The organism is Rhizobacter sp. P5_A1, from assembly GCF_056400745.1.
Genome location: NZ_JBFUKR010000011.1, coordinates 93881 through 117518 on the forward strand (window position 1 = coordinate 93881; position 23638 = coordinate 117518).

The 23638-nt window shown below is 67.4% G+C and carries 29 protein-coding genes; 22 read left to right on the forward strand and 7 right to left on the reverse strand.

Annotation, left to right across the window (positions count from 1 at the left end; translation table 11 throughout):
- Positions 1-71 precede the first annotated feature (71 nt).
- Positions 72-917: a DMT family transporter gene (locus AC1DTW_RS14265; protein ID WP_477981828.1), complete on the forward strand. Its 846-nt coding sequence runs from the start codon at positions 72-74 to the stop codon at positions 915-917.
- Here AC1DTW_RS14265 and AC1DTW_RS14270 read toward each other — a convergent pair.
- On the reverse strand, positions 902-2122 hold the full coding sequence (locus tag AC1DTW_RS14270; protein WP_477981829.1) for an aromatic ring-hydroxylating oxygenase subunit alpha: 1221 nt from the start codon (positions 2120-2122) through the stop codon (positions 902-904). The two genes, AC1DTW_RS14265 and AC1DTW_RS14270, sit on opposite strands and share 16 nt — an antisense overlap.
- Before the next feature lie 108 nt (positions 2123-2230).
- On the opposite strand from AC1DTW_RS14270, the gene AC1DTW_RS14275 reads away from it, so the two are divergent.
- The gene (locus AC1DTW_RS14275) at positions 2231-2983 is read left to right on the forward strand and encodes a PaaX family transcriptional regulator (RefSeq protein ID WP_477981830.1); all 753 of its coding nucleotides are present in this window, start codon (positions 2231-2233) and stop codon (positions 2981-2983) included.
- Between the two features lie 28 nt (positions 2984-3011).
- Here AC1DTW_RS14275 and AC1DTW_RS14280 read toward each other — a convergent pair whose 3' ends face one another.
- From AC1DTW_RS14280 to AC1DTW_RS14295, 4 genes are all read right to left on the reverse strand, one after another.
- On the reverse strand, positions 3012-3347 hold the full coding sequence (locus tag AC1DTW_RS14280) for a diguanylate cyclase (RefSeq protein WP_477981831.1): 336 nt from the start codon (positions 3345-3347) through the stop codon (positions 3012-3014).
- A gap of 32 nt (positions 3348-3379) precedes the next feature.
- Positions 3380-3907 (reverse strand): anti-phage protein Upx-like protein, encoded by a 528-nt coding sequence (locus AC1DTW_RS14285; RefSeq protein ID WP_477981832.1) that lies wholly within the window; start codon positions 3905-3907, stop codon positions 3380-3382.
- 93 nt (positions 3908-4000) lie between these two features.
- Entirely contained in the window at positions 4001-4432 is a 432-nt protein-coding gene (locus AC1DTW_RS14290) for an NYN domain-containing protein (protein WP_477981834.1), read from the reverse strand.
- A gap of 37 nt (positions 4433-4469) precedes the next feature.
- Positions 4470-5108, reverse strand: a complete 639-nt coding sequence (locus AC1DTW_RS14295; RefSeq protein ID WP_477981835.1) for a site-specific integrase — start codon at positions 5106-5108, stop codon at positions 4470-4472.
- 290 nt (positions 5109-5398) lie between these two features.
- Between AC1DTW_RS14295 and AC1DTW_RS14300 the strand changes: the two genes are divergently transcribed.
- The gene (locus AC1DTW_RS14300) at positions 5399-5800 is read left to right on the forward strand and encodes a helix-turn-helix transcriptional regulator (RefSeq protein ID WP_477981836.1); all 402 of its coding nucleotides are present in this window, start codon (positions 5399-5401) and stop codon (positions 5798-5800) included.
- 190 nt (positions 5801-5990) lie between these two features.
- On the opposite strand, the gene AC1DTW_RS14305 is transcribed toward AC1DTW_RS14300, so the two are convergent.
- Positions 5991-7409 (reverse strand): tyrosine-type recombinase/integrase, encoded by a 1419-nt coding sequence (locus AC1DTW_RS14305; RefSeq protein WP_477981837.1) that lies wholly within the window; start codon positions 7407-7409, stop codon positions 5991-5993.
- A gap of 550 nt (positions 7410-7959) precedes the next feature.
- Here AC1DTW_RS14305 and AC1DTW_RS14310 point away from each other — a divergent pair.
- Positions 7960-9333 carry a tyrosine-type recombinase/integrase gene (locus tag AC1DTW_RS14310; RefSeq protein ID WP_477981838.1) on the forward strand — a complete coding sequence of 458 codons (1374 nt, stop codon included), beginning with the start codon at positions 7960-7962 and terminating at the stop codon, positions 9331-9333.
- Positions 9334-9644: 311 nt separating this feature from the next.
- Here AC1DTW_RS14310 and AC1DTW_RS14315 read toward each other — a convergent pair whose 3' ends face one another.
- Positions 9645-9908 carry a hypothetical protein gene (locus AC1DTW_RS14315; protein WP_477981839.1) on the reverse strand — a complete coding sequence of 88 codons (264 nt, stop codon included), beginning with the start codon at positions 9906-9908 and terminating at the stop codon, positions 9645-9647.
- Here AC1DTW_RS14315 and AC1DTW_RS14320 point away from each other — a divergent pair.
- The 18 genes from AC1DTW_RS14320 to hypD all read left to right on the forward strand — a co-directional run bounded on the left by AC1DTW_RS14320 (position 9898) and on the right by hypD (position 23576).
- Positions 9898-10428, forward strand: coding sequence for a methyl-accepting chemotaxis protein (locus tag AC1DTW_RS14320; protein ID WP_477981841.1), 531 nt, complete (start codon positions 9898-9900; stop codon positions 10426-10428). The genes AC1DTW_RS14315 and AC1DTW_RS14320 overlap by 11 nt on opposite strands.
- 244 nt (positions 10429-10672) lie before the next feature.
- Positions 10673-11749 (forward strand): hydrogenase small subunit, encoded by a 1077-nt coding sequence (locus tag AC1DTW_RS14325; protein ID WP_477981842.1) that lies wholly within the window; start codon positions 10673-10675, stop codon positions 11747-11749.
- A gap of 12 nt (positions 11750-11761) precedes the next feature.
- Entirely contained in the window at positions 11762-13618 is a 1857-nt protein-coding gene (locus AC1DTW_RS14330) for a nickel-dependent hydrogenase large subunit (protein WP_477981844.1), read from the forward strand.
- 36 nt (positions 13619-13654) lie between these two features.
- Positions 13655-14236, forward strand: a complete 582-nt coding sequence (locus tag AC1DTW_RS14335; protein ID WP_477981845.1) for a HupE/UreJ family protein — start codon at positions 13655-13657, stop codon at positions 14234-14236.
- 36 nt (positions 14237-14272) lie between these two features.
- Entirely contained in the window at positions 14273-15010 is a 738-nt protein-coding gene (gene cybH / locus AC1DTW_RS14340; RefSeq protein ID WP_477981846.1) for a Ni/Fe-hydrogenase, b-type cytochrome subunit, read from the forward strand.
- A gap of 1 nt (position 15011) precedes the next feature.
- Positions 15012-15347: a HigA family addiction module antitoxin gene (locus AC1DTW_RS14345; RefSeq protein ID WP_477981847.1), complete on the forward strand. Its 336-nt coding sequence runs from the start codon at positions 15012-15014 to the stop codon at positions 15345-15347.
- A 24-nt stretch (positions 15348-15371) separates the two neighbouring features.
- Positions 15372-16034 (forward strand): HyaD/HybD family hydrogenase maturation endopeptidase, encoded by a 663-nt coding sequence (locus tag AC1DTW_RS14350; RefSeq protein ID WP_477981849.1) that lies wholly within the window; start codon positions 15372-15374, stop codon positions 16032-16034.
- Between the two features lie 13 nt (positions 16035-16047).
- The gene (locus AC1DTW_RS14355) at positions 16048-16392 is read left to right on the forward strand and encodes a HypC/HybG/HupF family hydrogenase formation chaperone (protein ID WP_477981850.1); all 345 of its coding nucleotides are present in this window, start codon (positions 16048-16050) and stop codon (positions 16390-16392) included.
- On the forward strand, positions 16389-16895 hold the full coding sequence (locus AC1DTW_RS14360) for a thioredoxin domain-containing protein (RefSeq protein ID WP_477981851.1): 507 nt from the start codon (positions 16389-16391) through the stop codon (positions 16893-16895). Before AC1DTW_RS14355 ends, AC1DTW_RS14360 begins: the two co-directional genes overlap by 4 nt.
- 18 nt (positions 16896-16913) lie before the next feature.
- Positions 16914-17786, forward strand: a complete 873-nt coding sequence (locus AC1DTW_RS14365) for a hydrogenase expression/formation protein (protein ID WP_477981852.1) — start codon at positions 16914-16916, stop codon at positions 17784-17786.
- Positions 17783-18022: a rubredoxin gene (locus tag AC1DTW_RS14370; protein ID WP_477981853.1), complete on the forward strand. Its 240-nt coding sequence runs from the start codon at positions 17783-17785 to the stop codon at positions 18020-18022. The genes AC1DTW_RS14365 and AC1DTW_RS14370 overlap by 4 nt, the downstream gene beginning before the upstream one ends.
- Positions 18019-18561, forward strand: a complete 543-nt coding sequence (gene hybE, locus AC1DTW_RS14375; protein ID WP_477981854.1) for a [NiFe]-hydrogenase assembly chaperone HybE — start codon at positions 18019-18021, stop codon at positions 18559-18561. The genes AC1DTW_RS14370 and hybE overlap by 4 nt, the downstream gene beginning before the upstream one ends.
- The gene (locus AC1DTW_RS14380; RefSeq protein WP_477981856.1) at positions 18558-19700 is read left to right on the forward strand and encodes a hydrogenase maturation factor HoxV/HupK; all 1143 of its coding nucleotides are present in this window, start codon (positions 18558-18560) and stop codon (positions 19698-19700) included. The genes hybE and AC1DTW_RS14380 overlap by 4 nt, the downstream gene beginning before the upstream one ends.
- A complete protein-coding gene (locus AC1DTW_RS14385; RefSeq protein ID WP_477981857.1) occupies positions 19693-20040 on the forward strand; it encodes a hydrogenase maturation nickel metallochaperone HypA/HybF in 348 nt (115 codons plus the stop codon). The genes AC1DTW_RS14380 and AC1DTW_RS14385 overlap by 8 nt, the downstream gene beginning before the upstream one ends.
- Before the next feature lie 12 nt (positions 20041-20052).
- Complete coding sequence (hypB, locus tag AC1DTW_RS14390) at positions 20053-21072, forward strand: hydrogenase nickel incorporation protein HypB (RefSeq protein ID WP_477981858.1); 1020 nt, start codon at positions 20053-20055, stop codon at positions 21070-21072.
- Positions 21050-22198: a Kae1-like domain-containing protein gene (locus tag AC1DTW_RS14395; RefSeq protein WP_477981859.1), complete on the forward strand. Its 1149-nt coding sequence runs from the start codon at positions 21050-21052 to the stop codon at positions 22196-22198. The genes hypB and AC1DTW_RS14395 overlap by 23 nt, the downstream gene beginning before the upstream one ends.
- Complete coding sequence (locus tag AC1DTW_RS14400; protein ID WP_477981860.1) at positions 22189-22431, forward strand: HypC/HybG/HupF family hydrogenase formation chaperone; 243 nt, start codon at positions 22189-22191, stop codon at positions 22429-22431. Before AC1DTW_RS14395 ends, AC1DTW_RS14400 begins: the two co-directional genes overlap by 10 nt.
- Positions 22428-23576, forward strand: a complete 1149-nt coding sequence (gene hypD / locus AC1DTW_RS14405; RefSeq protein ID WP_477981861.1) for a hydrogenase formation protein HypD — start codon at positions 22428-22430, stop codon at positions 23574-23576. The genes AC1DTW_RS14400 and hypD overlap by 4 nt, the downstream gene beginning before the upstream one ends.
- Positions 23577-23638: the final 62 nt, after the last annotated feature.

The following is a 23638-nucleotide window of genomic DNA, read 5'->3' on the forward strand; positions in this document are numbered from 1 at the left end:
GGCCGGAAGCGGGCCGGCGCGGCACGCGGCGAGCGTGGTTCTGCGCGGACCGGAGGCTGCAGAATCCGGCGATGCCCCGCACACGCGTATTCGTTCTGACGCTGATGGCGATGGTGGCGTTCGCGGCGAATTCGCTGCTCTGCCGTGTCGCGCTGCGGCACACGGCCATCGACGCGGCGAGCTTCACGCTGATCCGGATCGTGTCTGGCGCCCTCGCGCTGGCGCTCGTGGCCCGGATGCGCGACGGCAAGGCGGCGGCGGCCGGAAGCTGGACTTCAGCGCTGGCGCTCTTCGGCTACGCCGCCGCCTTTTCGTTCGCGTACGTGAGCCTGACTGCGGCGACCGGTGCGCTGCTGCTGTTCGGCGCCGTCCAGGCGACGATGATCGGATTCGGCTTGTACCAGGGCGAGCGTCTGCGACTTCGACAGGCAGTGGGGTTGACCGGCGCACTCTGCGGGCTGGTGGGTTTGCTGCTTCCCGGCCTGTCGGCACCGCCTTTGCAGGGCTCGGTTCTGATGCTCGCGGCGGGGATGGCATGGGGCGTCTACTCGCTGCGGGCGAAGGGCAGTGGCGACCCGCTGCGCGCCACGGCCGGGAACTTCTTGCGGGCGATCGTGTGGGCCGCCGCGCTGAGCCTGTCGATGCTGCCGCGCGTGTCGCTCGACGCAGCGGGTATCGCGTGCGCCGTGGCATCGGGGGCACTGGCCTCCGGCATCGGCTATGCCATCTGGTACACGGCGCTGGCTGGATTGAGAGCGACGAGCGCCGCCACTGTGCAACTCAGCGTGCCCGTCCTCGCGGCCGCCGGTGGCGTCGTGTGGCTTGGCGAGTCGGTCACGCTCCGGCTCGTGCTTGCATCGATCGCGATCCTGGGCGGCATCGCATTGGTCATCGGTCGCGGTCAGCGAACAGGATGACGCGTGGAAGCGCCCGCGGGGACCAGCGTTCCGCCGATCGCCGCATCGATGCCACGATGAAAGCGCAGCACCTCGTGTTCGAGGCGGCCGGCATGCAGGCCGGTGTTGGCGCCGCTTGCCAATCCGCGCTGGATCGCCACCGCCGTCGCGATGTCCTCCTGCTGAAAGACCGTCTGCTCGATCAGGGCGAAGGTCTTTTCCCAGTGCGGGGTCCAGTCGTCGCCGGCTCGATCGGGCGGGATCAACATCGTGTGCACCCACCGGACTTCATCCGCAGCCGGCGAGAACATGCCGATCAGGCTGACGTAGTCGGGGTGCCAGATCAGGAAGGTGTTCGGGAAGACCAACTGCGTCGGCGTGGCCAGCTTGCACAACGCGCTGCGGTCGCGCGGTGGCTCGAAAGCCTCGAAGGCCGTGCGCCGGGCGACCAGTGAATCCTGGTGCGGGCCGGCGTGCAGATTGACGGTGTACGCGTCGGCAAAGAACGGATAGATCGTGTCGCGATGCAGCACCCGGATGTGATAGCCCTCGAGGAACGCATCGACGGTCAGCTTCCAGTTCGCCGAATAGACGTGATCGACCTTGCGGAACACCTTCATGTCCGCGAGGCCCAGCCAGTGCAGGTGGTCTTCCAGCCCTTTCAGGAAGGCCGTGGCCGAGAACGCCGGGCCGGGCGTGCGCTTCACGAAGATCAACCCGCCCGCTTCGTCGCACGGCAGTTCGACCAGGTTCAGCGTGGCAGGGTCGATGCCGTCGAAGGTCTCGGCATGAAGGCGATGACGCAGGCGTCCGTCGAGTTCGTAGGCCCAGCCGTGGTACGGGCAGACCAGAGACTTGCAGGGTGTCGCTCTCGCAGGCTCCGGCCCCGCGGAGGCGATCAATGCCATGCCTCGATGCCTGCACACGTTGAGGAAGGCTCGCGCCCGACCGTCGCGCGATCGGGTCAAGACCATGGGCACGCCCAGCGCATCGAACGGCAGCGCCGATCCGGCCGGGACTTCCGAGCCGTGGGCGGCGACGATCGGCCATTGCGCGAAGAGCACGTCCTGCTCCTGCTGCCAGTGAACGCGATCAAGGTAGTGGCTGACCGGCACGGTGCCTGCCTCGGCGCCCATCTCTCTGGCGCCGGTCCGGCAGCCCTCGTCGAGGCGGCGAATCATCTCGGCCAACGTCGCCGGTACCGGAGCAGCGCTGAGGTTTGTCATGGTGGACGCTCGCCAATTGTCGAGAGTCTCGATATATTACATGACATGGCAGATGTATCCAACGTAGGTAATATACGAGGCCCGACAGCGCGGCACCTGCTGCTCAACTTGCTGCTGGCCGCCGAACACGAGGTGCTCGGTGCCGCCGAGGCGGTGCAGGCCTGTGCGCTGTTCGGAATTTCGGGCAACGCCGCACGCGTCGCATTGGCGCGCCTGGCGAGCGCCGACCTGATCGAGCCCGCGGAGCGGGGCGCCTATCGCCTCGGGTCGAAAGGGCGCGCGCTCGGCTCCGACGTGGCGACCTGGAGGCAGTCCGGCAGGCGGACCCGTGCGTGGGACGGCGGCTGGATCGCCGTCTTGACGGGAGGGCACGCGCGCTCGGACCGGAAGGCCTTGCGGCGCAGGGAGCGTGCGCTCGCGCTCGTCGGCATGCGCGAACTGGATCCGGGCTTGTACGTTCGCCCAGACAACTTCGCCACAGGGGTCCAGGGCGCGCGAGAGCGCCTCCATGCGCTGGGCCTCGAGTTGACGACACCGGTGTTCGTGGCCTGCGCCTTTGACGCCCAGCGCGAAACGCGTGCGCGTCGACTGTGGCCGACGGCGCTGTTGGAGCGCGGCTATCGCGAGACCACGTCGAGCCTGCAGCGCTCGCTCGCGCGCCTCGACTCGCTCAGCCCACGCGCCGCGGCGCGCGAAGCCTTTCTGCGCGGCGACCGGGCGGTCCGGCAGCTTGTTTTCGATCCGATGCTCCCCGAGCCATTGATTTCGACCGAATTGCGCGCTGGCTTCTTCGAGGCCGTGCGCCGCTACGATGCGGCGGGTGTCGGCGTCTGGCGGCGCTTTGTGCAGTCGGGGGCGTGATCTCCACGCCGACGCGTCTCGCGATGCATCAGGCTTTCGCGCCCAGCACGGCGCCGCAGGCGCGCCCGCGTCCGTCGTGCTTGGCACGGTACAGCTGGGCATCCGCCAGCGCGAGCAAGCCGGCGGGATCGCCATCGCGATCCGGCAGGCTCGCGGAGACGCCGACGCTGAGGGTGACTGCGTCGGACACGTCCGAATCCGCATGCTCGATCTGCAATCCGCGCACGCTTTGCTCGATGCCGGCAGCCACGGCCAGCGCTCCGTCAAAGTCGGTTCCGGGCAAGATGCAGGCGAACTCCTCGCCGCCGTAGCGCGCGACCAGGTCGCCGGGGCGGAGAAGACTTCCCCTGATGGCAGCGGCCACCCGACGCAGGCAGCCTATCGCTTGGCAAGAGTTCATGAGGGAGACCAACTACTAGGGGTGGCTGGTCTGAAGGTGCCGCGCGCAACGTACAGAAGTCGTGTCTTCAAGGCTGCGGGAACTGGCACGGATGCCGCAGTGTTTGGGCTGGAATTCGGGTGGGTCTCGACGAGCAGCGTAGCGGCACTGTCGCCAGCCTCCCAAAGTCCTCCGATGACTCGGAAATCACCCACCGGGGAAATCACGTTGGTTATGAAGACGTCTTCGGCTGGGTCCTCCAGCATGGCGATGTCGTAAGTGCCAAGTTGGCGATTGAGCCAAGTCTTAAGGTGCCGCCAGGTGGGGCGCTTGCTGCCATCGCAGACTGCAACGGCAATTTGGGTAAGAAGTTCAATTCGGTAGCTGTTTGCCTGGAGCCTTGGCGCGGTCGACAAGCCGGCGACAAGAGCAATGGTCTCTGCGAGGTCGTATGTGCGCAGTACATTGGCCAACAGCTCTGCCTTGGGATGCCCCATTTGGCCGTGCGCGTTGGACAAGAAGGGCGGCAGGCGCTCGTTGGCCATCTTGTGCCTATCGCCGAATGACGCAGGACGGGTGCCGCGAGCCACGTCCACGGCGGCGCATGTCGCGCCTGGACTGGGTGAGGGTGCTGACCACTATCGTCGACGAATCGCGAGATGCGTAAAGCCGGAAGCGTCGACCGTCTCCTTGACCTCCAAGTACGACTGCTTTCGGACCAGTTCACTCAGCTTGGCGCTGCCATACAGACGCGTATCAAACGACGGGTCGTTCTTGGCGATGTAAGAACCGACGGCCGACAAGGAAGCCCAGCCAGTGTCTCGAGACGTCGCCGCGACTGCCTGCGTAAAGGTGTCCTGGAGACTCGGGGCGTCGACCTTGGCCTGGTCAGGCGGGTCACCGGACGATGGGCGAAGCACTTCGAAGAAGATGAAGCGATTGCAGGCAGCTCGAAACGCCTCGGGGGTCTTCTGTTCGCCGAGCCCGTACACGACCTTTCCGGCCTCCCTGAGCCGTGTTGCCAAGCGGGTGAAATCGCTGTCCGATGAAACCAGACAGAACCCGTCCACGTTGTTCGCGTACCCGCTTGCGCATGGTTCGCGGCTCCTAGGCGGCAATCTGCCTGGGAAACACCTCGTCCGCGCGACCGAGCGGGTAGTCGACGTACAGATGCGAGACCACCAGTCCTTCGAATCGCACAAATCCACAACGAACGAGTTCTTCGTGCAGCGGAACCCGGCGCATGAGAGGCGCGCCAGTTCGAGGGTCCAACTGCATCGTCGATGACACCCGCAGCACCCAGGCGTCGTCATGCCGTTCGAGGTCAGACACCTGAAGTTGCATGAGCTCCCTTGGCCGCGCGTACGTAAAGAGGCACAGCAAGGGCGCCCAGAATCGCGCGGCACGATGTGGGTCTGCCGCACCCTTCATCGCCAGGTATCTGGGGGACGACAGCAGTTTCTGTAGGTTTTGGAGCGCAAAGGGAGGCTGCTCGATGGACGGCTCGGGGAGACGAACGCGCTCCGCCTCCTGAGCGAATGGGTTCGAATGGCTGGTGCCCAACCACTCGAAGGCCCCCAGCAGTTGAGTCACCGCTTTCAAGGCGCGGAGGTAGCGCAAGACCGAGGCATTGCTCTTGCCCTCGCGGCGCAGACCGTCGACGAACGCCTTGACGGCTTCAGGCGTGGTGTGCCCGAGGGGCATCTGCCCGGCAATGCTTTCGAACTTCGTCACCGCGGCGGTCATGGTGGCGTGGCTGATGGACCTCAATGCGCGGTCATCGGGGTCACGGCTGACCCTGCCAGAGCCTCCTTGCGCTCGTGTAGGGCTCGCAGGCGCGAGGATGACGGCAGGCGTGCTCGATGCCGCAATGCCAGTCTCGATGGCGCCGGCGCCAAGGTTGCTCGCGTATTGGTGCTTTTCATAGTGGCCCACATCGGCGTGGTCGCCTGACCGCCACCGCTCAACAATGCCTGCCATCCGCCCACGCTGCGAGCGACGACCGTCTCGCCGCCAACACGCCGAGTGAGCGGCGCATGCTCAGCAAGGCGCAGGTCGCTGCACGAATGGGCTGCAGCGAGCGGTCCTTGGAGCGTCTGGTCAAACAGGGCCGCTTCCCCTCGCCGAAGCGCTTCGGCCGTGCCGTGGTGTGGTTCGAGGCCGCGGTCGAACACGTGCTCGTTCTGGCGGAGCAAGACCAGTTGCAGTGGCAGCCCGCGGCCATGCCTGCTCCCGAGGTATCTGGTTCATTGGCAGTCCAGGCCGGACCTCCTGTGCCTTCTTTGGTTCCGGCGGCTCACGAGCTTGAGCCGGTCGTTCCGAACGCATCCCGCAAGCCACGTAAGTTGGCTGCCAACACCAAGAGGCGCGAGCTGACCGGCGCATCGGCTGCCGACCTGCATGCTCTCGGCCAGGTGTTCCAGTTGCCGACCGTCTGACCCATCCCGTTTCGCGCGACCGCGAGGGTTGCAACGCTTCGGCCGCTGGCGCTCCTGGGAGCCAGCGGCCTTTGCTTCGCCTTAGCGTTCGACCCACGGTCTGCGCGAGTCGGCGAGTGACTCAAACCGTCGCTCCAACAAAAAGGGCCGAGCCCGTCACCGGACTCGGCCTCTCGAAGCCGCGGTCGTATCAGGCCGCCCGCTTCGGGAACCGCAGCACGTTCGCCGGCAGTGCCGCCCGGCCATTCAGCCGCTCAGCACGACGCTCCGCCATGATGGCCTTGACGTCACGGCCCGGGTGCACATCGGCAGGTGGCATGTGTCGAGACACTGCGCCGTCGGCTTCCGCGCGCTCCAGGGCTTCCTGAACGTCGGAGTTCACGAGGTTCACATACGTCTCGGCCATCCGTGTCGACTTGTGGCCCAGTACCTTCTGGAGTTGATGCGCATTGAAACCAGCCTTGGCATAAAACGTCGCGCCGACGTGGCGCAGGTCGCGGAACTGCAGCGACAGGCGCGCGTTGCTGCGAACGTGGTTCCAGGAAAGCTGCACGGCGTTGGACGACATAGAGAAGACCTTGTCGCTGCCGTCGCGCGGCAGTGTCTTGAGCAATTCAACGGCGCGTGGCGAGAGCGGCAATGTGACGTTGAACCCCTTGCCCCAGACGTGCACCTCCTTGGTCTCCAGGCTCACCTGCGACCATTTCATGGCGAGCAGCGAACCCTTGCGCATGCAGGTCGTGATGGCAAGCTCGACGAGCGGCCACATCTGAGGGTTGTCGCAGCGGGTGAGCGCCTGTGTCAGACGCTGCTCTTCCTCGCTGCTGACGCGCACGAAGCGCGACTCGGACTTGCCGAGTTCGATGCCCACGGCCGGGTTGATGAAGCCCGTCCAACGCCACTCGCGGATGGCGGCGTTGAACATGGCCTTGAGCAGAGCCAGCTCCTTCTGCACGGTGCTGGCGCTCAGGCCCTCGCAGGTCATCGTGGTGTGCAGCCCGCGCAGCATGTCGGTGGTGAGGGCGCCGCATTTCATCTTGCCGAAGCGATGGATGAGCGCATAGGTCTCGGCGCGGAGCTCACGCCGCACGTCGACGTATTCCTTCCAGGCCACCAGGTTCTTCGCGTGCGCACGAGGTTGCACTGGCTCGAGCTTGCGGCGTCCCTGGGCATCGACCACCAGACGCAAGGTGGGCAGGCCGCCGCCCTGCAGGTAGTTGTTGATGCGCGTGAGCTCGGCCTCGGCGCCACCCTTCACGACGGTGAACTGGAAGGCGTACTTGTAGAGCGCCTGGGCCAGCGTGGCGACGTCGGGCCCGCCCAGAGCGGGCTGTTGGGTCTGGGCGGCCAGCGCGTAGGTTTTTGCAATCCAATCGGCCGCGGCTTCTTCGGATTTGAACGCCTTGAGCGGGCGCGAACCGTTGGGTAGCGTGGGGTTGCCCCACCAGCCGCTGCGGCCGTCAATCTGGTACGGCTTGGCCTTGCGCGGGCGGCCGCGGGCCGTCGTCGGTTGTTCGGCGGGCGCCGCTTGAGCCACGGCAGCGGCGGCCGCAGCGACAGGGGTGGCCGCGGTCGCGGGGTGGGTGGCGTGGGGGAATTTATCTTTCATCACAGACTCCTGAGGGTTAAGGGGTGCCTGTGACGTTTCTGAATCGCGGTTTAGCCTTTCGGCCTTGCGCGACTGTGCAGCGCTCTGTCGCATCGAACGCGTGGTGTGCTTCGTGACTTCCTGCACGCAATCGACCACCGCGTTGGCTGCGTCGCGTTATCGACAGGGAGCGACAACACGCGACACCGACCGGCGGCGGGCGACTTCGAGCGACGAGCTCCGACAGCGCACCGACCCGATTTCTGCTGACAGTAGCGCTTGCTAACCACTGTTTTCGGGCCGAAAAAAACAAAGGCCTCAGCGGCGAGAACCGCTAAGGCCTTGTGTCGTCTTGCTTTTTCAGTGGCTCCCCGACCTGGGCTCGAACCAGGGACCTACGGATTAACAGTCGATTTTATGGGGATTTTCTGGGACTTTCTGGGATTTCTTGAGACGACACAATATCCATACAAATCAATAGGTTACGCGAACTTTTTGTGCCATGCGATTCCGACCGATAGCATCCGATCTCAGGATTTTTCGGACACCAGTCGGACACGGAAACCGCGATATGCCCCTTTTGACCGTTCGAGCGATCGACGCCTGCAAGCCGAAAGCGGAGCCTTACAAGCTGACTCTCGACCGCGGCTTGCAACTGCGCATTGCTCCCGATGGGACCCGCACTCTTCTTGTCCGGTACACCGTCAAGGGGGCGGATGGAGAGCGTCAACATCGCCTGCCTCAAGAGTATGGCGAGGGGCCCGGCCAGATAAAGTTGGCCGCGGCGTGCGCCGAGGCCGCGCGCATCCGGGCGCTTGCGCGTGATGGGGTGGACTGGCCAGCAAAGGAAGAGGCTCGTCTGCGCGCTGAAACGGCGGCGCGCGACCGCGCCGAGCGCGAGGGAGGCGTGACGCTCGACAAGGCGTTGCGCGAGTACGTCGAGAAGAAGCGACGCGCCAAGGATGGCCTGCCCTTAAAGGCGCGAACTCGGGCCGACTACTTGGCGATGCTCGAACCGGGCCGGATATCGACGACGGGTAAGAAGTTCGCCGACGGCGAGCTTTATCCAGTCGCTGACAAGGTGCTATCGAAGATCACCGCCGACGACATCCGCGGTATCTACACAGGACTGCTGAAGCGATCCGAGCGCCAGGCCGCCTATGCGATGCAGGTGATGCGTGCTGTGCTGCGCTGGCATGGGGTCATCATCCCCGACAACCCGTTGGGCCGCGACACGGCGGGTCGCGACCGCATCGTGCTGGCGCCACAGAAGGGCGATCCCTCACCGATTCCCCCGGAACGGCTCGGCGCCTGGTGGCGAGCTGCAGATGCGGCACCGTCCAAGGTCGCGGCGGACTACTACCGCTTCCAACTGCTTACGGGCTGCCGCGGCGTAGAGATCCATGGCAGCAAGCGCCATGAATACCCGCCGATCAAGGTCGGCGATGTCGATCGCAAGGGTGGCAAGATCGTGCTGCGGGACACCAAGAATCGGAGCGACCACAAACTCCTTTTGTCCAGGCAGGCGGTGGAGATCGTGGAACGCAATTGTTTGGGCAGGAAGTCTGACGAGCCCGTGTTCCCAATCGTGGACGCGCGCAAGACGTTGGCCTGGATCAACGCGCAAGCCGGCACGGCAGTGCAAGGGCATGGCCTGCGCGCGACGTTCGCGAGCATCGCCGAGGAACTCGTTTCCGGTGGCGTCCTGAAGCGGATGTTGAATCACGCGGCAGGTGGCGACGTGACGCTGGGCCACTACGTGGGCAAAAGCGAAACCCAGCTGAGGGCTGGCTGGCAAACCGTGGCGGACTTTGTCGAAGCGGCTGCTGCACCAGCGGGATCGCGCGGTCAGACTCGGGTCAGGTCGCGGCCAAGTGCCGCTACACGTCGACGAACCTCACGAGAATCGATGGTCCAAGCCGCGACGCATTCTGCCCATCGCTGACGAGCAGCATGGAGCCCTTGCCCGCCTGTGACCACCTCCGCGCCGACCATGTCGCTGTGCCGAAGCGATCGGCCAGATCGCTGTTCCTCGAAGCTGACACACGGTTCACGTCCGGCGCGTCGCGCCCATGGAGCTGGTATTACCGTGGCCGCATAGTGACTGTCACGCCGGTGGAGGGCGCGCCTTCGAGCCCCGTCCACTCCGCCAACACAAAAGGAAAACGGGGCACTCGCGGCCCGTTTTTTCTTTTCTACCCCCTTTGCACCCCCTCGTCCTTCGGGCGAGTCAGTGGGCGACAGGGCGGGACAAGCTCATCCGTTCACGCGGCGTTCGATCTCTTCGGTGCTTGCAAGCACAGCATGGAGCGGCGGCACGTCGCCAAAGATCATCCCTGTCATGGCGGCGTAGTCATCCCGCAGTGCCTCGCGCATGGCGGTCGTTGGTGTCAGCGTGAATGTGCCATGTGCGGCGCTCCTCAGGCCGAGATCGGCGCTGACCGATGCCGCCGGGCGTGCCACCGACGCGGCGGCGCTCGCCACGACCGCAGCCGAGCAGGCCTGCGCGATGGCACGCACGCTGCAGGGCTCGATGGGTGGCATCGCCGGCTTCGTCGACCGCATCGGCGAGATCAGCGCCGACATCGACGCGCTCGCCACCCAGACCGGCGTGCCGGCGATGAACGCGGCCGCGGTCGCAGCGCGTGACCGCGAGCTCGGTCGCGCGTTCACCGTGATCGCCAGCGAGGTGCGCGCGCTCGCGCAGCGTAGCGGTGAGGCTTCAGTGCATATCAAGGCGCTCGCCGCGCAGTCGCGGCGCGACACCGAGCAGGGCGTGGCCCTCGCGACGCAGCTCGGCGCGAAGATCGACGCGGCAAGCGGCCGCGTGCGCGTCGTCGGCGTGATGGTGGCGCAGATCCGCGCGGCGGCGCTCGCGCAGTCGTCGGGCGTGCATGAGATCAACGACCGGCTGCGCGCTCTCGATGCGTCGACGCGCGAGAACACCGCGCTGGCACAGCGCAGCGCACGGGGCAGTGCCTCGGCCATCGACGAAGCTGGCCGGCTGCGCGCCGCGATCGGCGTCTGGCACCTGGACTGACAACCGAACACTGACCTTCCGCATCGGCAGCTCGATTGCAAGCGCACCGATCGGCGCGTGTTTCGGCCCGGACCGACGCGCGCCGAGCGCACATCTTTTTCTCAATCGGAACAACAGCTTGCGCAGCCTGCTCGGGGTTTTCCCGCGATGGTCTCGAAACTGGCTCGCGACTTGTGAAGAGAAGGACGCACACCGGCGCGTCCGGTGGTCCGGATCGTCGAAGCAACAACAGGAGACAGCTCACATGGAGACGTTCTACGAGGTGATGCGCCGTCAAGGCATTTCGCGGCGCAGCTTCTTGAAGTACTGCTCGCTCACCGCGACCTCGCTCGGCCTCGGGCCCGCCTTCGTGCCGCAGATCGCGCACGCGATGGAGACGAAGCCGCGCACGCCGGTGCTGTGGCTGCATGGCCTCGAATGCACCTGCTGCTCCGAGAGCTTCATCCGCTCCGCCCATCCGCTCGCGAAGGACGTGGTGCTGTCGATGATCTCGCTCGACTACGACGACACGCTGATGGCGGCGGCCGGCCACCAGGCCGAAGCGATCCTCGAAGAGATCATGGTCAAGTACAAGGGCAACTACATCCTCGCCGTGGAGGGCAACCCGCCGCTGAACCAGGACGGCATGAGCTGCATCATCGGCGGCAAGCCGTTTATCGAGCAGCTCAAGCACGTCGCGAAAGACGCCAAGGCCATCATCAGCTGGGGCTCGTGCGCGAGCTGGGGCTGCGTGCAGGCCGCCAAGCCGAACCCGACGCAGGCCACGCCGATCCACAAGGTCATCTTCGACAAGCCCATCATCAAGGTGCCGGGTTGTCCGCCAATTGCCGAGGTGATGACCGGCGTGATCACCTACATGCTCACGTTCGACCGCATCCCCGAGCTCGACCGCCAGGGTCGGCCGAAGATGTTCTACAGCCAGCGCATCCACGACAAGTGCTACCGCCGGCCGCATTTCGACGCCGGCCAGTTCGTCGAGGCCTGGGACGACGAATCGGCGCGCAAGGGCTACTGCCTCTACAAGGTCGGCTGCAAGGGCCCGACCACCTACAACGCCTGCTCCACCGTGCAGTGGAACGAGGGCACGAGCTTCCCGATCAAGGCCGGCCACGGCTGCATCGGCTGCAGTGAGGACGGCTTCTGGGACAAGGGCTCGTTCTACAACCGCCTGACCGACATCCACCAGTTCGGCATCGAAGCGAACGCCGACAAGGTCGGTGGCACGGCTGCCGGCGTGGTCGGCGCCGCCGCGGTGGCACACGCCGCTGTTTCGGCGATCAAGCGCGCGACACACAACAACGACACGACCACCAAGGCCTGAGGATCAACACACATGGGCGCTTACGAAACTCAAGGCTTCAAGATGGACAACACCGGTCGGCGCATCGTCGTCGACCCGGTCACGCGCATCGAGGGCCACATGCGCTGCGAGGTCAACCTCGACAGCAACAACGTCATCCGCAACGCCGTCTCGACCGGCACGATGTGGCGCGGCCTCGAGGTCATCCTGAAGGGCCGGGACCCGCGCGACGCCTGGGCCTTCGTCGAGCGCATCTGCGGTGTGTGCACCGGCTGCCACGCGCTGGCCTCGGTGCGCGCAGTCGAGGACGCGCTCGGCATCAAGATCCCGAAGAACGCGTACCTGATCCGCGAGATCATGGCCAAGACGCTGCAGGAGCACGACCACGCGGTCCACTTCTACCACCTGCATGCGCTCGACTGGGTCGACGTGGTCTCGGCGCTGAAGGCCGATCCGAAGAAGACTTCGGAGCTGCAGCAAACCGTGTCGCCGTCGCACCCGATGTCGTCCCCGGGCTACTTCCGCGACATCCAGAATCGGCTGAAGAAGTTCGTCGAAAGCGGCCAGCTCGGACCCTTCATGAACGGCTACTGGGGCAACAAGGCGTACGTGCTGCCGCCTGAGGCCAACCTGATGGCGGTGACTCACTACCTCGAGGCGCTCGACCTGCAGAAGGAGTGGGTCAAGGTCCACACCATCTTTGGCGGCAAGAACCCGCACCCGAACTACCTGGTCGGCGGCGTGCCGTGCGCGATCAACATCGATGGCAACGGCGCCGCCGGGGCGCCGATCAACATGGAGCGCTTGAACTTCGTGAAGGCTCGCATCGACGAGATGATCGAGTTCAACAACAACGTCTACATCCCCGACGTGCTCGCCATCGGCACGATCTACAAGAACGCCGGCTGGCTGTTCGGCGGCGGCCTCTCGGCCACCAACGTGATGGACTACGGCACCTACGAGAAGGTGATGGGCGACCACTCGACGCAGCAGCTGCCGGGCGGTGCCATCCTCGATGGCAACTGGGACGTGATCCACCCCGTCGACCCGCGCGACCCCGAGCAGGTTCAGGAGTTCGTGCCGCACAGCTGGTACAAGTACGCCGACGAGTCCAAGGGCCTGCACCCGTGGGACGGCGTGACCGAACCGAACTACGTGCTGGGCGACAAGACCAAGGGCACGCGCACCGACATCAAGGAGCTCGACGAGAGCGCCAAGTACTCGTGGATCAAGTCGCCGCGCTGGCGCGGCCACGCGATGGAGGTCGGGCCGCTGGCGCGCTACATCCTCGGCTACGCGCATGCGCTGAAAGGCAACAAGCACTGTCAGCGCGTGAAGGAGCAGATCGAGAGCTCGGCCACCATCATCAACAGCACCTTCCCGAAGGCGCTGGGCATGAAGGAAACGCAGTACACGGCCAAGCAGCTGCTGCCCACGACGATCGGCCGGACGCTGGCCCGCGCGCTCGAGGCTCAGTACTGCGCCGAGATGATGCTCGACGACTACAACGAGCTGGTCGCCAACATCAAGGCCGGCGACACGAGTACCGCCAACGTCGAGAAGTGGGACCCGTCGACCTGGCCCAAGGAGGCCAAGGGCGTGGGCACGGTGGCGGCACCGCGCGGCGCGCTCGGTCACTGGATCCGCATCAAGGACGGCCGCATCGAGAACTACCAGTGTGTCGTGCCGACGACCTGGAACGGCAGCCCGCGCGACAACAAGGGCCAGATCGGCGCGTTCGAGGCCAGTCTGATGAACACGCCAATGGCCAACCCGGAGCAGCCGGTCGAGATCCTGCGCACGCTGCATTCGTTCGACCCGTGCCTCGCGTGCTCGACGCACGTGATGAGCCCGGACGGCGCCGAGCTCGCGACGGTCAAGGTCCGTTGAGCGGCACACCCCAACCAAGACGTCCAGGAGACAAAGATGACCAAGACGACACGACGCTTCGCGCTTGCTGCCGCGCTGCTGGCGCTCGCCGGCACAGCCTCGGCGCACGCCGGCCACGGCACGCACGGCTTCCTTGCCGGACTCGATCACCCGCTCGGCCCCGATCACCTGCTCGCGATGGTGGCGGTCGGCGCGTGGTCGGCGGCAGCCTGCCAGGGTGCGCAGCGTGCACTCGGGCCGTTTGCATTTCTGATCGCCATGTCGATCGGCGCGGTGCTCGGTGCGGCAGGGCTCGCGCCGTCGTTCGTCGAGAGCGGCATCGCGGCCAGCGTGGTGCTGATGGGTGTCATGCTGATCTTCGCGAAACGCCTGCCGCCGACGCTCGGGCTCGCACTGATCGCGGTGACGGGTGCGCTGCACGGCGTCGCGCACGGCGGCGAGATCCCTGCCGGCACCGGCTTCGCGTCCTATGCCGCGGGGTTCCTGCTGACGACGGCACTGCTGCATGCCACAGGCCTGGCGGCGGGCGTGCGCCTGGTCCAGGCGCGCGCAGGCCTGTGGCGTCTCGCCGGGTCGTCGCTGGCCGTGGTCGGGCTTCTGATGCTCGCCCGCGTCTGACTGCGAACGCCACGCCAACCCCGAGGAGACACGCTCATGTCCACGCCCCACACGCCGGTCGCGTCCGGTGTCGTCCAGGACCCGACCGACGCGCGCGAGTTCGCGGCGGCCCGGTCGATCAAGTCGGTCTACGTCTACGAAGCCCCGGTGCGCATCTGGCACTGGATCAACGCGCTGGCGATCGTCGTGCTGGGCCTCACCGGCTACTTCATCGGCTCGCCGCTGCCCACGCAACCTGGCGAGGCCAGCGCCAACTTCCTGATGGGCTACATCCGCTTCACGCACTTTGCCGCCGGCTACGTGCTGGCGGTGGGCCTGCTCGGCCGCGTGTACTGGGCGCTGGTCGGCAACCACCATGCGCGCGAGCTGTTCTGGGTGCCGGTCTTCCAGCGGGCCTACTGGGCCGAACTCGGCGGCATGCTGAAGTGGTACGCCTTCCTGGCGCCGCGACCGGGTCGCTTCGTCGGTCACAACCCGCTCGCGCGTTTCGCGATGGTCTTCGGCTTTCTGTTGCTCACTGTGTTCATGATCCTGACCGGTTTCGCGATGTACGGCGAAGGCGCGCAGATGGGTTCGTGGCAGGAGCACCTGTTCGGCTGGGTGATTCCGCTGTTCGGCCAGTCGCAGGACGTGCACACCTGGCACCACCTCGGGATGTGGGGCTTGGTGGTGTTCGCGATCGTGCACATCTACGCCGCGATTCGCGAGGACATCATGGGACGCTCGAGCGTCGTCAGCACCATGATCTCCGGACACCGGACCTTCAAGGAATGACATGTCACCGGTCGTGTCAACGTCGTGGCAGCGCAGACCACCGGCCGGCGTGCCGGCCCGTGCGCCGTGGCATCCGGGGCTTTTCCTGAGTCGCCACTACCTTGCCCCGATGGCCCTGTCGCAGTCCGAGGCGGCGCGGATGCTGGGCCTGTCGCGCCGGCGCCTGCACGAGCTCGTGCACGGGCAGCGCGCGATGACGCCTGACACGGCGCTGCGTCGCGCGATCGTGTTCGGTACCGACGCGATGTTCTGGCTTGCGCTTCAGGCCGGCTGGGACAGCTTCCGCGCGTGGAAAAACCTGCGCCTTCGGTCGCCGCGCGGTCGCGCGGTGCACTGATCTTTCATTTGGAGTGTGCAAGCCATGAGCGTCGATCCGTCCGAAAGCGCCTGTCACTACCCTGGTGACACCGATGCGAGCATCACCGTGCTGGGCATCGGCAATCTGCTCTGGGCCGACGAAGGCTTCGGCGTGCGCTGCATCGAGGCGCTGCAGCAGCGCTACGAGTTCGCGCCGCACGTGCAGCTGATCGACGGCGGCACGCAGGGGCTGTACCTGATCCAGCACGTGCAACAGGCCGGCAAGCTGCTGATCTTCGACGCGATCGACTACGGGCTCGCTCCGGGCACGCTCAAACTGGTCGAGAACGACGAGGTGCCGCGTTTCATGGGGGCAAAGAAGATGAGCCTGCACCAGACCGGTTTCCAGGAGGTGTTGATGCTCGCGCTGCTGACCGAGCAGTTCCCGCGCGAGGTGCTCCTGGTGGGCTGCCAGCCTGAAGAGCTGGAGGACTACGGCGGCAGCCTGCGGCCGGTCGTGCGCGCCGCGATGGAAGACGCACTCGCACTCGGCATCGACGCGCTGCGCCGCTGGGGCGCGAAGCCGATACCGCGCACACAGCCGCTCGCCGAGCACGAGGCCGTCGGCTTTATGCAGCTCGAACTCTCCCGTTACGAGGGCGAGCGTCCGCCAGAAGCGGTGGCTTGCCGTGTCGGCGATGAGCGCTTCTTTCCTTCAACCACTTGAGGCCACCCACGACATGTGCATCGGCATCCCCATGCAAGTGATCTCAACCGACCCGGGGCACGCGCAATGTGACGGGCGCGGCGAGACGCGGCGCGTGCGCACCGCGCTGCTCGGCGATGTCGCTCCCGGCGAATGGCTGCTGGTCTTCATCGACAGCGCCCAAGAGCGCCTCGACGCCCGCCGTGCCGGCGAGATCAACGCGACGCTGGACCTGCTTCAGCTGGCGATGGCCGGCGACGCCCTCGACCCGACCGACGTCGCGGACGCGGCGTTCGAACTGCCATCGAGCTGGACCACCGCGCAGTTGCGCGCACTCTCCGGCGCGAGTCCGACTCACACCACCGAAAGCCTCTCATGAGTACCGCTGCAAGGATTGATTCCCTGGGGTCGGAAACCCTCGTCAAACTGCCCGTCCAGGCACCGAAGGTCGTGACCTCGGCACTGGTCGGACGGCTGGTCGAACAGTTCGGCGCGAGCTGGGTCGACGAGGCCAGCATCGATGCCTGGGCCGCCGAGGGCGGCGACCGGGTCGTGCTGTTCGCCGGCGACCCGGTGCAGTTCCCCGAGGGGCTGGACGTGGCCGTCGTGCTGCCAGAGCTGCAGCGCAGCCTGCCGGGGCGCTTCAAGGTCGGCGTGGTGCCGCGCGAATCCGAGAACGCGCTCGCACGCCGCTTCGGGTCGCAGCGCTGGCCCACGCTGCTATTCCTGCGCGATGGCCAGTACGTCACCACGCTCAGCGGCATGCACGACTGGGAGGTGTTCGTCGACCGGGTGACGCAGGCGCTCGCGATGCCGGTCTCGCGCGCTCCCATCGGCATTCCGGTCGTCAGCGCGACGGCGGCCGGCGCGTCTTGCCACTGACCTGAACAGGAGCTTGCGATGAAAGACTTTCCCATTCCGGTCGTGGCCGTTGGCATCGGCCCGGGCAGCCAGCAAGAGGACGAGACCCTCGAGTACCTGCCGATGCCGCAAGGCATGGAGACCTTCCGCGCGCCGGTGCTGCCCGAGCCCGAGGACGTCGTGGACTGCCGTCAGGCGCGGCGCGCGTTGCACGAGGCATTGGCGCAGCTCGACCTCGTGCGCCACGGGGCGGTCAATCTCGGAGTCGACCTCGGCGGCCTGCCGGCCGCCGACCTGAAGCTCATCAACCAGGTGCTGGGCGAAGGCGAGGTCAGCGCAGTCGTGAAGGGCAGCGAACCGGGCGGCTATGAGCTGCGGGTCCAGGAGTCGGTGTTCGCCGGCGTGTGGCGCGTGGTCGCGTCGGTCGACGGCGTCGTCACCTCGGACAGCATCGAGCTCGGCGCCGTGCCGCAGGCACTGAAAACGGCGGCCCTCGAAGACGTGTCGCCCACGGTGCCGCGCTGGCAGGACGCGTTGCCGCCGAATGTGCAGAACGCGCCGACGCTGCTCGCCGAGATCGAGGACCAGTGGCGCGTCTGGCGCGCCGGCCAGCCTGCGAACGTGGTGAACCTGACGCTGCTGCCGATGTCGGTCGAGGACATCGGCTTTCTCGACCACCACCTCGGCACCGGCCGCGTGCTGATCCTGTCGCGCGGCTACGGAAACTGCCGGATCACCAACACGCGCATGCCCAACTGCTGGCGCGTTGTCTACTACAACTCGCAGGACGTGGTGATCCTGAACACCGTCGAAGTCGTCGAACTGCCCGACGTCGCGCAAGCCGCGAAGGAGGACCTGGACGACTCGCACGAGCGGCTGACCGAGGTGCTGGCGTGGGTGGAAGGGCCATGAATGCGGATGCGCGCTTCGAGGGCAGTTACCTTGGCAACCTGGCCAAGCTGCCCGCGGGCGCGCGGCTCGAATGCAAGATCTGCTGGTGGGTGTACGACCCGGCGCTCGGTGACGCGGTGTGGCAGGTCGAGCCCGGCACGCCGTTCAAAGAGCTGCCTGCGCATTGGCGCTGCCCGCAGTGCGATGGCGAGGCCGAGCAGTTCATGGTGCTGGCGGACGAGGCCTCGGCGCCATGACGCTGCGTGCCGATCCCGTGGCCCGATGGGAGCGCCGCGTCGCCGACCTGGCGGCCCTGTTCTCGAACATCGCGCGCACCCGCATGGCCGGTGTGCCGGTGCTGAACGCGGCGCTGCGGGTCGAGGCGATCGGCTTCGAGTGCCCTTCGAAGGACGATGAAGCAGCGGCGGCTGCCGGTGTCGGCGTTCTCATCACACCGTGGTTCATGAACCTCGTGCGTCTGCCGATACGGTGCGAGGATGCGGTGGACGGAGTCGGACGCACCGAGCGGCATGCACTGGGTGGCGAGGTGTTCGATTTCATCGGCGCGCACGAACCGGCCATCGGCGCGTTCTCGGCGTGTTCGCTGTTCTCGCCGATGTTCGAGTTCGCCGATCAGGCCGCCGCGCGTGCCACGGCACTGGCAGTGCTGACCACGCTGCGCGGCGCGCCGGAGTCGACCGAGATCGTGACGACACCGTCGTCACCCGCCGAGCCGCCACCGGCACGGCGCTCGTTCCTGTTCGGCCGCAGCGCCGTCCGGGCTGCTTCGCCATGACCGTCATCGACAGCTTCGGCGGCACGCTGTGGGTGCGACCCGGCCACGCCCGGCCCGACAACCTGCGCAACACGCGCCCGGACTGGGTCGGTCGCCTCACCCGCGGCTTGCCGGCGGGTCGACTGGCCGCGACACTGGGCAGTCTGTTCAGCCTGTGCGGCCACGCGCACATCGCGTGTGCGGACCTGGCCGTGGAGGCGGCGCTCGGGCGCAGCGAGCCCGTGTCGGTAGAGGCGCGCGCGTGGCTGGCGCAGCAGACCTTGCGCGAACACCTGCGTCGCCTGTGGCTCGACTGGCCGCGTCGCCTGCCAGAGACACCGGCGTCCGATGCGAGTCTCGATGCGGCCGCCCGCGAGCTCGCGAGCTCGCCGGCCTTCGCTTCGATGCCGGGCGAGGCAGATGCGTGGCTGGAGGCCCACGCCATCCGCATGCCGCTGGCCGAGTGGGTGACGGCCTGGGAGTCCGATCCGGCCGTGTGGCTGACAGAGTGGTGCGAGCGCACCGACAGCCTGCCCGCGCGCCTGCTGCGTGCGTGTCGGCCCGCGGCGAGCGCGATGTTGCCCGGTGTGGCCCCGCTGCGCGTACACGCCGATGCCGAGGGATTGCGCGCCTGGACGGCGTGTCTGGCCGACGGTGCTGCGGCGGCGCGCCGGCCGCACTGGCAGGGCGATTGTGCCGAGACCGGCGTGTGGACGCGCCTCAACGACATCACCGCGCAGCCCCTGGACACGCCCTGGCTCAAGCTCGGCGCGCGGCTTGCCGAGAGCGTGCGGCTCGCGCTGCCCGAAGCGGCTCAGTCCGCTCACACGCAACCCGCATGCGCGTGGCTGAGCCTGGGTGCGCTGCCGCTCGCGCGCGGCGAGGCGGTGGCCTGGGTCGAGATGGCGCGCGGACTGCTGATTCACCACGTGCGACTCGACGGCGAGGGCGATGCGGCGCGGGTGCGCGCCTGCCAGGTGATCGCGCCGACCGAGTGGAACTTCCATCCCGACGGCGCGCTCGCCCGTGCGCTGGAGGCTTGGCCGCCGGCACACACCGACGAGGCACGGCGCCGGCTCGACGTGCTGATGGCCGCGTACGATCCCTGTGTACCGTTCAAGCAGGAGCAGTCCATGCCCGTCGAGGTCGCCCATGCATGAAGCCAGTCTGGCCGGCGGCGTCCTGAAGCTGGTCGAGGACAGCGCACGGCGCGAAGGCTTCGCTCGCGTCACGGCACTTCGCCTCGAGGCCGGGCAACTGGCGGGCGTCGAACCGCGTGCGCTGCGTTTCGCGCTCGAAGCCCTGGCACCCGGCACCTGCCTGGCCGGCGCGCGGTTCGACATCGACGAACCCGCCGGTGCGGCCTGGTGCATGCGCTGCTGCGGCGCGGTCGTGATCGCGCAGCGCGGCGACGCCTGCCCGCAGTGTGGCGGCTATCAATTGCAACCCACCGGCGGCACCGAGCTGCGCGTGGTGGAAATGCTGGTCGAAGACGAGTGAAGGAGAAAGAGCATGTGTGTTGTCTGTGGTTGCGCCGATGCGGGCAAGAGCGGTTCGGACGTTGGCGAGCACGTGCATGCGCACGATCATTCCCGTGCGCATGCGCACGTGCATGCGCATCATGATCACCACGACCACGGCCATGTGCACGTCGACCCGCTCCGCGGTGACCTGCACTTCGGTGCGGGCACGGCGCGCGTCTCGGTGCCCGGCATGAGCCAGGCCCGCGCGATCAAGCTCGAGACCGACATCCTCGGCGAGAACAACCGCGCCGCGCGCACCAACCGCCAGCACTTCGCGGCGCATGGCGTGACGGCGCTGAACATGGTTTCCAGCCCGGGCTCCGGCAAGACTACGCTGCTGTGCGCCACCATCGAGGCGCTGCGCGCGCGCGAGCCGGGACTGGCGGTGTCGGTGATCGAGGGCGACCAGCAGACCAGCTTCGATGCCGACCGGATCCGTGCCACCGGCGCACCGGCGATCCAGGTCAACACCGGCAAGGGCTGTCACCTCGATGCGCCGATGGTGGCCGAGGCCTTCTCGCGCTTGCACGATCACCATCACGACCATCACGACCATCACGACGTACGCAGCCTGCTGTTCATCGAGAACGTCGGCAACCTCGTCTGCCCTGCGGTTTGGGACCTGGGCGAAGAGGCGAAGGTGGTGATCCTGTCGGTGACCGAGGGCGAGGACAAGCCGCTGAAGTACCCCGACATGTTCGCCGCCTCGACCTTGATGCTGCTGAACAAGACCGACCTGTTGCCGCACCTGCGCTTCGACGTGCAGCGCTGCATCGACCTGGCGCGCCGCGTGAATCCCACCATCGAGGTCCTCCAGGTGTCGGCGACCACCGGCGAGGGAATGAGCGCGTGGTTGCGCTGGCTGGAGCAACGCGTGGCGCCGCAGCACGGAACCGACGCGGCGGCCCTGCAACGCGTGGCCGACCTCGAGGCTGCGCTGGTCGAGGCGCGCCGTGTCGCGGGCCTCGCGCCCGCCGGAGCCCATCATGCGCAGCACGGCGACCACTGAGCTGCCCGACGTCCTCGCGGTCGGCGCGTGGCTGAAGAATGCCGCGTGCCGGACGGTCGCGGGCGAGGCGAGGATGTCGCGCGTGCATGGCGACCTGAGCGATCCGCAGCCCTGCCGGGCGCTCGAGTCGTCGGTTGCGGCGCTGCTCGGTGAGTGCGATCGCCCGGTCGCCGCGATCGCGCACGACCTGCACCCGGACTTCTTCAGCACGCGGCTGGCGCTGCAACTCGCCGCCGAACTCGGCGTGCCGGCCATCGGCGTTCAGCACCACCATGCCCACGTCGCCGCGGTGATGGCCGAGCACGGGCTGTACAAGCCGGTGATCGGCCTCGCGCTCGACGGGGTCGGCCTGGGCACCGACGGCACGGCCTGGGGCGGCGAGCTGCTCCGGGTCGGCGAGCGCCAGTGGGAGCGCCTCGGCCACCTGCGCCACCTGGGCCTGCCCGGCGCCGACAAGGCGGCGCGCGAACCCTGGCGCATGGCCGCATCGGCGCTGCACGCGATGGGCCGCGGCGACGAGATCGAGCCGCGCTTCGGCGCCATCGTCGGCGCGACAGCCGCCCGTGGTGTGCGCCGGATGCTGGACCGCGGTCTGAACTGCCCGCCCACCAGCAGCACCGGCCGCTGGTTCGATGCGGCCGCCGCTGCGCTCGGTCTGAACATCACACAAGCGCACGAGGCCGAGGCGGCAATCGCGCTGGAGCAGTGCGCTACACGCGGGCTTGCTGCTGCGCCCGAGCCAGTGGATCTCGACATCACGCAGATCGATGTGCACGGTGTTCTGGACCTGGCGCCGCTGCTCGGCCGGCTGTTCGACACGCCCCCCACGGCGGTCGACGAAGCCGCCGCCTGGTTTCACGCCGCACTGGCATCGGCGCTGGCCGACTGGGCCACGGCCGCCGCGCACCGGTCCGACATCGACACCGTGTGTCTGGGGGGCGGCTGCTTCACCAACGCTGTGCTGACCGATCGCGTCACGCGTCACCTGCAGGGCCGCGGCCTGCGCGTGCTGCGTCCGCAGCGCCACGCCTGCGGCGACGCCGGGCTTGCCCTCGGCCAAGCCTGGGTCGCGGCACGGCAGCCGACACCCACCTACGCCTCCAACGAAAGCCCCTCATGTGCCTAGCCATTCCCGCCCGCCTGATCGAGCTGCTCGATGCCGAGCAGGCCGTCGTCGATCTCGGGGGCATCCGCAAGCAGGTGTCGATCGCGCTCGTTCCGGGAGCGGTCGTCGGCGACTACGTCATCGTCCACGTCGGTCACGCGATCGGGCAGATCGATCCCGAGGAAGCGCGGCGCACGCTCGCGATGTTCGGTGAACTCGCCGGCGCGACGCCGGCGCTGGAGGCCCGGCCATGAAGTACATCGATGAGTTCCGCGACGGCGCCGTAGCGCAGAAGATCGCGGCGCGCCTGCGCGTCGAGGCCACCCCCGAACGCCGGTACAGCTTCATGGAGTTCTGCGGCGGCCACACGCACGCGATCTCGCGCTACGGCATCACCGAGCTGCTGCCCGACAACGTGCGCATGATCCACGGCCCGGGCTGCCCGGTCTGCGTGCTGCCGATCGGCCGCATCGACCTGGCGATCAAGCTCGCGCTCGAGCACGGCGCGATCGTCTGCACCTACGGCGACACGATGCGCGTGCCGGCGTCCGGGAGCCTTTCGCTGGTGCGCGCGAAGGCCCGCGGCGGCGACATCCGCATGGTCTATTCCGCTACCGACGCGCTGCACATCGCGCGCCAGAATCCGCAACGCGATGTGGTGTTCTTCGCGATCGGCTTCGAGACCACCACGCCACCGACCGCGCTCGCGATCCGCACCGCGCACCGCGAGGGCCTGACCAACTTCAGCGTGCTGTGCTGCCACGTGCTGACGCCGTCGGCCATCACGCACATCCTCGAGAGCTCCGAAGTCCGGCAGTACGGCACCGTGCCGATCGATGGCTTCGTCGGCCCGGCGCACGTCAGCATCGTGATCGGCTCGGCGCCCTATGACCACTTCGCGCAGGAGTACCGCCAGCCGGTCGTGATCGCCGGCTTCGAGCCGCTGGATGTGATGCAGGCGGTGCTGATGCTCGTGCGCCAGGTCAACGAGGGTCGCTACGAGGTTGAGAACGAGTTCATCCGCGCCGTCACCGCCGAGGGCAACCTGACCGCGCAGGCGCTGGTGGCCGACGTCTTCGAGCTGCGCCCGAGCTTCGAGTGGCGCGGCCTCGGCGAGGTGCCGTACAGCGCGCTGAAGATCCGGCCCGGGTTCGCGTCGTTCGATGCCGAGCGCCGCTTCGGCCTGGGCTACCGGCCGGTCGCCGACAACAAGGCCTGCGAATGCGGCGCGATCCTGCGCGGCGTCAAGAAGCCGACCGACTGCAAGATCTTCGGCACCGTGTGCACGCCCGAGAACCCGGTCGGCTCGTGCATGGTCTCGTCCGAAGGCGCCTGCGCGGCGCACTACTCGTACGGGCGCTTCCGCGACATCCCGGTGCGGGTGGAGGTGGCCGCATGAAGCGAAGGGCGAGGGGCCCCGTTCGCGGGGATCGACCAGCGCAATGGGGCCGAGCCATCGAC